The organism is Inquilinus limosus MP06 (assembly GCF_000767795.1).
Classification (GTDB): domain Bacteria; phylum Pseudomonadota; class Alphaproteobacteria; order DSM-16000; family Inquilinaceae; genus Inquilinus; species Inquilinus limosus_E.
On the sequence record NZ_JANX01000198.1, the window covers coordinates 1 to 9,847 of the forward strand.

Below are 9,847 nucleotides of genomic sequence, written 5' to 3' on the forward strand. Positions count from 1 at the left end.
CCTATGGCGGCGCCTTCCAGGCGATGCTCGCGGTGCTGGTCGCCGCCACCCTGGCGGCCGCGCTGGCCGCCTATGCCCTGCTGCGCCGGCGGGACCGGCGCCGGGCGGCGGAACGGACGGAGGCCTGCGAGGCGTAGCGACGCTCAGGCCTCGTCTGCCGGCCCGATGACGTCGCTGCCGATGCGCAGGCGGTGGCCGTCCAGGTCCTCGACATTCATCTCGCGCATGCCCCAGGGAAAGTTGGTCGGTGGCTGGCGGATGATGGCGCCGCTGGCCTGGTACTCCCGATGCAGCGCGTCGACATCGTCGACATTGACGCACAGCCACATGCCGGGCGCGCCTTGCGCTCCCTGGCACAGGAAGATCCGTACCGGGCCGCGGTCGATGCAGGCGAAGCCCGGCGGGTCGCCCCATTCCCAGTCCAGCCGGAAGCCCAGCTTGTCGCGGTAATAGGCGATGGCGGCCGGCACGTTCCGGACATTCAGGACCGGGACCAGGCTGTCGAAGCGCGGGCCGACGGATTGCGCCGGCGCCGCTCCGGCCGCGACCAGCAACCGGGCGATGTCCGGGTCGGCTCCTGCCGGCAGGCCGTCCAGCGGCGTGTTGCCCCGGCCGTCCCGTGCGACAGGATCGGCGCCCAGGCCCAGCAGCAGCCGCACCATCTCCGGCCGATTCTTGATCACCGCCAGGTGCAGCGGCGTGCGGCTGCGGTCGAACCGGCTCATCGGCCGCATAATCGCGGTCGGGTCGGCCGCGGCCAGCGCCCGCGCCAGATCGATGCGGCCGAGGGCGATGGCGGCGGGGAATGTCGGAGCGGCCCCGGCCGCCAGCAGCCGCTCCGCCACCGCCGCATGGGTCTTGCGGAAGCAGGTGGCCCAGCCGATGGCGCCCAGCGCATGCGCGTCGCCGGCGCCGTCCGGGTCGGCCCCCGCGGCCAGCAGCCGGTCGACCACGGCCAAGTGCCCGCCGGCTGCGGCCCAGTGCAGGGCGGTGGCGTTGTCGGCGCGGTCACGGCGGTCGACCTCGATGCCGGATCGCAGCAGCAGCTCGACGCAGGCGAGGTGCCCGGCCTCAGCGGCCAGGTGCAGCAGCGGCCGGTTCCAGCTGCCGCCGGTGACCTCGCGTCTGGCCGGATGGGCAGCCAGCAGCGCCTCCAACTCGCGGGCCCGGCCGCGCAGCGTCGCGGCCAGCACCCGTCCGTTCAGGCTCAGGCCATCGACATGCGCCTTCAGGGCACGCCAGCTGGTGAAGCCGTAGGTCCGGGCGACGGCCAGCTGGGCCTGGTGCAGCCGTGCGCCCGGCTCCTCGGTGCGCAGCGCGGCCAGCCGCTGCTTGGCGGTCTTCCTCAGCCAGTCGATGTCGGGACGGGGCGGAAGCGGCTCAGCCATGGAACACCTTCTTTCTCATGGCCCGATGTCCGCGTCGACGGGCCGGAAAGAAGATGCGTTCGGCGAAGCTGGAGGCGGGTTCAACCCTTCACGCGGACCGTCGGTCGCCTCACGACCGTGTCCCGAGACTAGGGGCGATCCGGAGCGGCCGTCAATCCGCGGCCGGAAACGAAAAAGCCTCCCCGCAGGCGGGGAGGCCTTGTCCGGAGCCGGACCCTCGGGCTTACGACGCGTCCGGGATCAGCTTGGCGCGCAGCGATCGGCGCGCCTCGTGGTCCAGGCGCTGCAGCGCCTCGCGGATCTGCTGGCTGATGGCGCCGGCCTCGGCGTCCGGGTTGCGGAAATAGGCCTGCGCCTCGGCGATCATGATCGGCAGGGCGGCGGCGGCGGCCTTGGCCGCGGCGGCCGGCGACGACGCCTTCGCCGCCATGCCGCGGATGCTGGTGGCCAGCTCCGCGGCCGAATTCTTCCAGCCGGCCGGGCCGGTCTCGGACACGTCGGTCGCGGCCTCCTCGACGATCTGGTCGATCAGCACGCCCGAATCCCGCGCCCCGGACCAGGAGGCGGCCAGGCGCCCGTCGCGGTCGCGCACCTCCGTCCAGCGGAAGGTCTGGCGTTCCTCGTCGGTCAGGATGCGCTCCACCCGCGCGAACATGCCGCTGACCGACCGGGACCAGCCCGCCGGCAAAGTCGCCAGCTGTTCGCGGACCCGGGCATCCACGCGTGCGCCGCAACTCTTCAGCAACTGCTTCAGCCGCTGGGGGGCCCGCTGCTTTACCGCCATACTCTCCTCGCTCTCCCTCGAATGATCGCCGCGGCGCATTGCTCCTGTCCCAGGGGCGCCACGATCTGTCGAATTGATTCAAATGGGCTTCGCCGGGAAGAATCAAGTCACACCCTGCCGCGGATGGCGAGTCATTCCTTCGGCTGAAACGGAGGGCGGCGGAATCCCTCGGTTCCGCTGCGCTGGACCGCCGCGCTTGAACAACTGATATTTTAGTATACGGTGCATACCAGAACGAGACGGGAGGGCGCGGATGCGCGGTGCGGCGGCCGGAGAGGACGGGCCGGGGGGGCGGCGGCGGATGCCGCGCTCGTCGCGCCTCGACGCGCTGTCGCAGGGCCGTCCCGCCACCGCCTCCGCCCTGATTCGCCGGGCGCTGCGCAGCGACATCGTCGCCCTTCGCCTGAAGCCCGGCACGCCGCTGTCGGAGAAGGAGATCGCCGAGGGCTACGGCGTCAGCCGCACCCCGGTGCGCGAGGCGGTGCTGCGGCTGGCCGATGAGGGGCTGGTCGACATCTTCCCGCAGTCCGGCACCTTCGTGTCGCGCATTCCGGTGCACGCCCTGCCCGAGGCGATCATCATCCGCAGATCGCTGGAGGAGACGACGGCGCGGATGGCGGCCGAGCGCGCCAGAAGCAGCCAGGTCGCCACCCTGCGCGCGGTGATGGAGCGGCTGCGCGAGACCGAGGCGGCGGGCGACCGCGACGGCTTCCACCAGGCCGACGAGGCCTTCCACGCCGGCATCGCCGAGGCCGCCGGCCATCCCGGCATCTGGACCCTGGTGCAGCAGGTCAAGATCCAGGTCGACCGGTATCGCCGCCTGACCCTGCCGGAGGAGGGGCGGCTGGCCCGGATCATCGCCGAGCACGGCGCCATCCTGGACGGGATCGAGGCCCATGACCCGGACCGCGCGGCGGCGCGGATGGGCGCGCATCTCGGCGCGCTGCTCGACGATCTGGGCGGCATCAAGGACCACAATCCGGACTTTTTCGTCGACGCGCCGCCGCCGGGCACCTGAGCCGCGGCGGGCCGGGGACGAGGCAGGGGAGGGTGCACGCCCGATGCAGTACGAGTTCGATTTCGACAGCCTGCGCGACTACTGGCCGTCCTTCCTGCACGGCGCGCTGATGACGCTGGAGATGACGCTGGTGGCCACCGTGGCCGGCCTCGCCATCGGCGTGGTCTGCGCCATCGGCCGCCGCGGCCGGTCGCGCTGGATCGCCGGGCTGTGCGGCGCCTATGTCGAGATCGTCCGCAACACCCCCTACCTGATCCAGATCTTCTTCCTGTTCTTCGGCCTGTCCAGCATCGGCCTCCGGCTGCCGATCTTCGCCGCCGCGGTGCTGACCATGGTGATCAATGTCGGCGCCTACACGGCGGAGATCGTGCGCGCCGGCATGGACACGGTGCCGCCCGGCCAGGTCGAGGCGGCGCAGGCGCTGGGCCTGTCGACGCCGCAGATCTACTGGGACGTGATCCTGCGCCCGGCGCTGGAGCGGGTGTATCCGGCCCTGACCAGCCAGTTCGTGCTGATGATGCTGTCCTCCTCCGTCACCTCGCAGATCTCGGCGGAGGAGCTGACGGCGATCGCCAACACCATCCAGTCCGACACCTTCCGGCCGTTCGAGACCTACATCGTCGTGGCGCTCTTGTACCTCGCCATGGCGCTGCTGCTGAAGTTCGGCTTCCACCTGTTCGGCCAGGCGATCTTCCCGCGCCGCCGCCGGCTCGGCACCCCGCTCTGAGGAGGCCGGCATGGGCGGCGCCTTCACCGTCAACCACCTGATCTACCTGCTGCAGGGCACGGCCTGGACCGTGGTGCTGTCGCTGCTGGCCTTCGCGCTGGGCGGCATCGCCGGCTTCGGCGTCATGCTGCTGCGGATCTCTCGCGGCCGGATGCTGCGGCGGGCGGCCTTCGTCTATGTCCAGGTGATCCAGGGCACGCCGCTGCTGATCCTGCTGTTCCTGGTCTATTTCGGCCTCGGCATCGTCGGCATCGAGGTGCCGCCGCTGCTGGCCGCCGGCGTGTCGCTGATGATCTATTGCAGCGCCTTCCTGGGCGAGATCTGGCGCGGCTGCGTCGAGGCGGTGCCGAAGACCCAGAGCGAGGCGGCCGAATGCCTGGCGCTGAACCGCTGGCAGGTGCTGACCGACGTCATCCTGCCCCAGGCCATGCGCATCGCCACCCCGCCGACCGTCGGCTTCCTGGTGCAGGTGCTGAAGAGCACCTCGCTGGCCTCGGTGGTCGGCTTCGTCGAGCTGACCCGCGCCGCCCAGGTCATCAACAACTCCCTGTTCCAGCCATTCCTCGTCTTCGGCATCGCCGGGCTGATCTACTTCGCCCTCTGCTACCCGCTGTCGCGCTGGAGCCGTTCCCTCGAAAGGAAGATGAATGTCGGCCGTCGTCACGCTGCGTGATGTCCACAAGCGCTTCGGCGAGCTCGAGGTGCTCAAGGGCGTCTCCTTCGAGGTCGCGAAGGGCGAGGTCGTCGCCATCATCGGCCGCAGCGGCTCGGGCAAGAGCACGGCGCTGCGCTGCGTCAACCGGCTGGAGACGATCCAGTCGGGCAGCATCGAGGTCTGCGGCCACAAGGTCGACGCGGCCGACCTGAACCTGCGCGCCCTGCGCCAGGACGTCGGCATGGTGTTCCAGAGCTACAACCTGTTCCCGCATCTGACGGTGGAGGAGAACATCACCCTGGCGCCGCGCCGGGTGCGCCGGATGCGCGGGTCGGAGGTGCGCGACCTAGCCCGCGCGGCGCTGGAGCGGGTCGGCCTGGCCGACAAGATCAACGCCTATCCCGAGCAGCTGTCGGGCGGCCAGCAGCAGCGGGTGGCGATCGCCCGGTCGCTGGCGATGAGCCCGAAGGTGATGCTGTTCGACGAGGTGACCTCGGCGCTCGACCCGCATCTGACGGGCGAGGTGCTGAAGGTGATGGAAAGCCTGGCCCGGGGCGGCATGACGATGCTGGTGGTGACGCATGAGATGGCGTTCGCCCGCCGCGTCGCCGACCGGATCATCTTCATGCATCTGGGCAAGGTCTGGGAGACGGGGCCGGGCGGGATGCTCGCGGCGCCGCAGACGGGGGAGCTCCGCGACTTCCTGTCCAACGGGCTCTGATCGCGGGAACCGGTGCCGGCCCGGTCGGGGCCGGCCGACACAAGACGTAAACGGGTGGAGGAACGTCATGACGCTGACAGGAATGCTGAAGGTCGCCGCCGCCGCGGCGGCGCTGTGGGTCGCGGCCGCGCCAGTGGCGCAGGCGGAGTCGCTGGACGACATCCAGTCGACCAAGAAGGTGCGCATCGCCGTGGCCATGGGCGTGCCGCTGTTCGCCTTCGTCGACGACAAGCTGCAGCCCACGGGCTCGGACGTCGAGACGGCGAAGATGATCGCCAAGTCTCTCGGGGCGGAGCTGGAGCTGGTGCAGATCACCAACGCCGCCCGGGTGCCGACGATCCAGACCCGCAAGGCCGACCTGCTGGTCGCCGACCTGGCGATCACCGAGGAGCGCAAGAAGGCGGTGGATTTCACCATCCCCTACGCCACGCTGAACATCGAGGTGGCGGCCCCGGCCGGCGTCGCGATCAAGGATTATGCCGACCTCGCCGGCAAGCGCATCGGCGTGACCCGGGCCACGGTCAACGACACGCTGGTGACCAGGAACGCCAAGGATGCCGAGATCGTCCGCTTCGAGGATGACGCGACGCTGATCACCGCCGCCGTCTCCGGCCAGGTCGACATCGTCTCGACCCAGAGCGCAGTGGTGTCGGAGATGAACAAGGGCCGGTCGGACAAGCTGGAGACCAAGTTCGTGCAGCAGGAGCTGAATCTCGGCATCGCCCTGCCGAAGGGCGAGCCGAAGCTGAAGGCCTGGCTGGACGACTGGATCAAGGCGCATTTCGCCGATGGCAGCCTGAACGCCACCTTCAAGCAGTTCCACGGCCGCGATCTGCCGGCGGATCTGGTCACGCGGTGATAGCTCTGGAAGACCATCCCTTAACTTAGTCCCCCCTCTCCTTGCGGGAGGGGGGCAGGGGGAGGGGTCTGCGCGCGTCCGCGCGCGAATGCGTGGAGGGTCTATCCTCTGGTCGGGCCGTCGGCCGGCTCGGGCTGAGGAAACCCCCTCCCCTACCCCCCTCCCGCGAGGGAGGGGGGGACTCGGTTGGCTCTCGGCCGCCGGTCGCGCTCCCGCTCGAGCTCGGAGTTCAGCTCGGCGCCGATCAGGAAGATCACCGTCGACAGCCAGATCCAGGTCAGGAAGCCGATCACGGCGCCGAGCGAGCCGTAGGTCGCGCCGTAATTGGCGAAGCGCGCGACGTACCAGGAGAACAGCATCGACCCGCCGAGCCAGACGGTGGCGGCGACGATGCCGCCCCAGTTCAGCCAGTGCTCGCGCCGGCCGCCGGGGCCGTAGCGGTAGACCAGCGTCAGCGCCGCGATCGTCGCCAGGTACAGCGCCGGCCAGCGCAGCAGCCAGATCAGCGTGCCGGCGGCGGAGCCGAGGCCGACAAGGTTCAGCGCGATCGGCACCGCCACCACCACGGCCAGCGCCAGCGCGGCGAAGCCGATGGCGCAGAGCGTGAACAGCAGCGACACCAGGTTGAGCCGGAGGAAGCCGCGCCGCTCCTCCTCGTCATAGGCGACGTTGAGGGCGTCGAACATCGCCTTCACCCCGGCATTGGCGCTCCACAGCGAGATGGCGAGGCCGGCGAAGAAGGCGATGCCCAGGCTCTTCGGCGGCTGGCTGGCGATGCGCTGCAGCTGCCCGGCGATGAGGTCGAGGCTGCCGGCCGGCAGGATGACGGCGAGGTCCTCGATGTTCTGCTGCACGGTCGAGACGTCGGCGATCAGGCCGTACAGCGAGACGAACACGCCGATCGCCGGGAACAGCGCCAGCAGGGTGTAGTAGGCGACGCCGGCCGCCAGCGCGAACACGCGGTCCTCGCCGATCTCGCCCCACACCCGCCACAGCACGATGCCCGCGCGGCGCGCCCTGCGCTTCCACCGCCGGTCCGTCGTCCTGGTTTGCGCCGTCATGGCGATTCTGTGCCTCCGTTCCACCCCGCCGACCATAAGTGTTGGCGGCCATGACGGAAATCCGGTTGACGCGGCGACTCCGGCCACGAACCATCCGGGGTCACGCCCGTGATCGACCAGGGAGTTCTGCCGTGCCCCGTCTGAGCCCGTCCTCCAGCCACTACGGCGCCGTCATGGCGGTCGTCGACGGCGACAAGATGGTCGGCATCCAGCCCTATGCCAGCGACATCGACCCGTCGCCGATCATCAACTCGCTGCCCGGCATGGTGCACGGCAACCTGCGCGTGTCGCAGCCGATGGTCCGGGCCGGCTGGCTGGCGCAGCGGCACCGGAGCGACGGCCGCCGCCGCGGCGCCGACGCCTTCGTGCCGGTGTCGTGGGAGACGGCGTTGGAGCTGGTGGCGGGCGAGCTGGAGCGGGTGCGGACCGAGCATGGGCCCGAGGCGATCTATGGCGGCAGCTACGGCTGGGGCAGCGCCGGCCGGCTGCACAACGCGCCGACCCTGCTGCGCCGCATGCTGGGCTTCACCGGCGGCTTCACCGCCTCGGTCAACAACTACAGCTTCGGCGCCGCCCTGCCGCTGATCCCGCACATCATCGGCGACTTCAACCGCGTGCTGGTCGAGACCACCGACTGGCGCAGCATTGCCAGCGACGGCCGGCTGGTGGTGGCCTTCGGCGGCATGCCGCCGCGCAACAGCCAGATCGCCTCCGGCGGCACCGGCAAGCACCAGCAGCGCGACTGGAACCGCCGCAGCCGCGAGGCCGGGGTGCAGTTCGTCTATATCGGCCCGGTGCGCGACGACATGGCGGAGGAGGCGCAGGCCGAATGGCTGGCGCCGCGGCCGAACACCGACACCGCGATCATGCTGGGCCTGGCCCACACGCTGGTGGCCGAGGGGCTGTACGACCGCGGCTTCGTCGACCGCTACACCAGCGGCTTCGACCGCTTCCTGCCTTATCTGACGGGCCAGTCCGACGGCACGCCGAAGGACGCCGACTGGGCTGCCAATATCTCCGGCCTGCCCGCCGCCACCATCCGCGACCTGGCGCGGCGCATGGCGTCGCAGCGCACCATGATCAGCCTCAGCTGGTCGCTGCAGCGCGGCGACCATGGCGAGCAGCCCTACTGGATGGGCACGGTGCTGGCGGCGATGCTGGGCCAGATCGGCCTGCCCGGCGGCGGCATCGGCTACGGCTACGGCGCCGAGGCCAATGTCGGCTCGGCCAGCGACGGCCGCAGCCGCAGCCGCATCATCCCGGGCCCGAACCCGACCGGCCGCTACATCCCGGTGGCCCGCATCTCCGACCTGCTGCTGCGGCCGGGCGAGACCGACGACTACAACGGCCACCGCATCACCTATCCCGACATCAAGCTGGTCTACTGGGCCGGCGGCAACCCGTTCCACCACCACCAGGACCTGAACCGGCTGCTGCGCGCCTGGGCGAAGCCGGAGACGGTGATCGTGCAGGAGCCGTGGTGGACCCCGGTGGCCCGCCGCGCCGACATCGTGCTGCCGGCGACCACGACCTTCGAGCGCAACGACATCGGCGGCGCCGCGCGCGACCCCTACATCCTGGCCATGCCGCAGGCGATCCCGCCGGTCGGCCAGGCGCGCAGCGACTTCGACATCCTGGCCGAGCTGTCGGACCGGGCCGGCGAGCGTCACGCCTTCACCGAGGGCCGCGACGAGATGGACTGGGTCCAGCATTTCTACGAGAACGACCGCCGCACCGCCGCCGAGGCGGGGATCGAGCTGCCGGACTTCCAGGAGTTCTGGGAGATCGGCCATGTCGAGCTGCCGCTGTCGGAGAAGCCGAAGATCCTGCTGCAGGCCTTCCGCGCCGACCCGGTGGCCAACAAGCTGCCGACGCCGAGCGGCCGGATCGAGATCTTCTCCGACCGCATCGCCGGCTTCGGCTATGACGACTGCCCGGGCCACCCGATGTGGCTGGAGCCGGCGGAATGGCTCGGCTCGCCGGAGACGGAGCGCTTCCCGCTGCACCTGATCTCGAACCAGCCGAAGACCCGGCTGCACAGCCAGCTCGACCCCGGCGTGACCAGCCGCAGCGAGAAGGTGGCGGATCGCGAGCCGGTGTGGATCCACCCGGCCGACGCCGCCGCCCGCGGCATCCGGGACGGCGATGTGGTGCGGCTGTTCAACGACCGCGGCGCCTGCCTGGCCGGGGCGCTGGTCACCGACAAGGTGATGCCGGGCGTCATCCAGCTGGCCACCGGCGCCTGGTACGACCCGGAGGTGCCGGGCCAGGTCGGGGCGATGTGCAAGCACGGCAACCCCAACGTGCTGACGCGGGACAAGGGCACCTCTCGCCTCGGCCAGGGCGCCAGCGCCCACACCTGCCTGGTCGAGATCGCGAAGCACGAAGGCCCGGCGCCGCGCGTCACCGCCTTCGACCCGCCGGTGATCCTGGACCCGAGGGCCGAGGCGGCGGAGTAGGGGGCGCGTTGTTTTGCGTTGCCTCTTCCGCTTGCGAGACCTTTTCGATCACCTGAACCGACGCCTGCTTTCCACACTCCCCCTCCCCTTGCGGGAGGGGGTGGGGGAGGGGGTTGTCGATGGCGAGAGCCAGCGTGGCGTAAGCCGGGATTCTGCAGGATCGGTGACGACGCCC

At 70.7% G+C, this 9,847-nt stretch carries 9 protein-coding genes; 6 read left to right on the forward strand and 3 right to left on the reverse strand.

Annotation, left to right across the window (positions count from 1 at the left end):
- Positions 1 to 143: 143 nt before the first annotated feature.
- Both P409_RS37150 and P409_RS16525 read right to left on the reverse strand, forming a co-directional pair.
- On the reverse strand, positions 144 to 1,388 hold the full coding sequence (locus P409_RS37150; protein ID WP_081991560.1) for a glyoxalase superfamily protein: 1,245 nt from the start codon (positions 1,386 to 1,388) through the stop codon (positions 144 to 146).
- A 223-nt stretch (positions 1,389 to 1,611) separates the two neighbouring features.
- Complete coding sequence (locus P409_RS16525; RefSeq protein WP_034839467.1) at positions 1,612 to 2,172, reverse strand: hypothetical protein; 561 nt, start codon at positions 2,170 to 2,172, stop codon at positions 1,612 to 1,614.
- Between the two features lie 301 nt (positions 2,173 to 2,473).
- Here P409_RS16525 and P409_RS16530 point away from each other — a divergent pair, with 301 nt between their 5' ends.
- The 5 genes from P409_RS16530 (at position 2,474) to P409_RS16550 (ending at position 6,152) form a co-directional block, all read left to right on the forward strand.
- Entirely contained in the window at positions 2,474 to 3,190 is a 717-nt protein-coding gene (locus tag P409_RS16530; RefSeq protein WP_052120771.1) for a GntR family transcriptional regulator, read from the forward strand.
- A 43-nt stretch (positions 3,191 to 3,233) separates the two neighbouring features.
- Positions 3,234 to 3,917 carry an amino acid ABC transporter permease gene (locus tag P409_RS16535; protein ID WP_034839468.1) on the forward strand — a complete coding sequence of 228 codons (684 nt, stop codon included), beginning with the start codon at positions 3,234 to 3,236 and terminating at the stop codon, positions 3,915 to 3,917.
- A gap of 10 nt (positions 3,918 to 3,927) precedes the next feature.
- A complete protein-coding gene (locus P409_RS16540) occupies positions 3,928 to 4,590 on the forward strand; it encodes an amino acid ABC transporter permease (RefSeq protein ID WP_034839470.1) in 663 nt (220 codons plus the stop codon).
- Positions 4,565 to 5,293 (forward strand): amino acid ABC transporter ATP-binding protein, encoded by a 729-nt coding sequence (locus P409_RS16545; RefSeq protein ID WP_034839471.1) that lies wholly within the window; start codon positions 4,565 to 4,567, stop codon positions 5,291 to 5,293. Before P409_RS16540 ends, P409_RS16545 begins: the two co-directional genes overlap by 26 nt.
- Positions 5,294 to 5,360: 67 nt before the next feature.
- Complete coding sequence (locus P409_RS16550) at positions 5,361 to 6,152, forward strand: transporter substrate-binding domain-containing protein (RefSeq protein ID WP_034839473.1); 792 nt, start codon at positions 5,361 to 5,363, stop codon at positions 6,150 to 6,152.
- A gap of 152 nt (positions 6,153 to 6,304) precedes the next feature.
- Here the strand turns inward: P409_RS16550 and P409_RS16555 are convergent, their stop codons facing one another.
- Positions 6,305 to 7,213, reverse strand: coding sequence for a YihY/virulence factor BrkB family protein (locus tag P409_RS16555; protein ID WP_052120773.1), 909 nt, complete (start codon positions 7,211 to 7,213; stop codon positions 6,305 to 6,307).
- Between the two features lie 131 nt (positions 7,214 to 7,344).
- On the opposite strand from P409_RS16555, the gene P409_RS16560 reads away from it, so the two are divergent.
- Positions 7,345 to 9,672: a molybdopterin guanine dinucleotide-containing S/N-oxide reductase gene (locus P409_RS16560; protein WP_034839475.1), complete on the forward strand. Its 2,328-nt coding sequence runs from the start codon at positions 7,345 to 7,347 to the stop codon at positions 9,670 to 9,672.
- Positions 9,673 to 9,847: the final 175 nt, after the last annotated feature.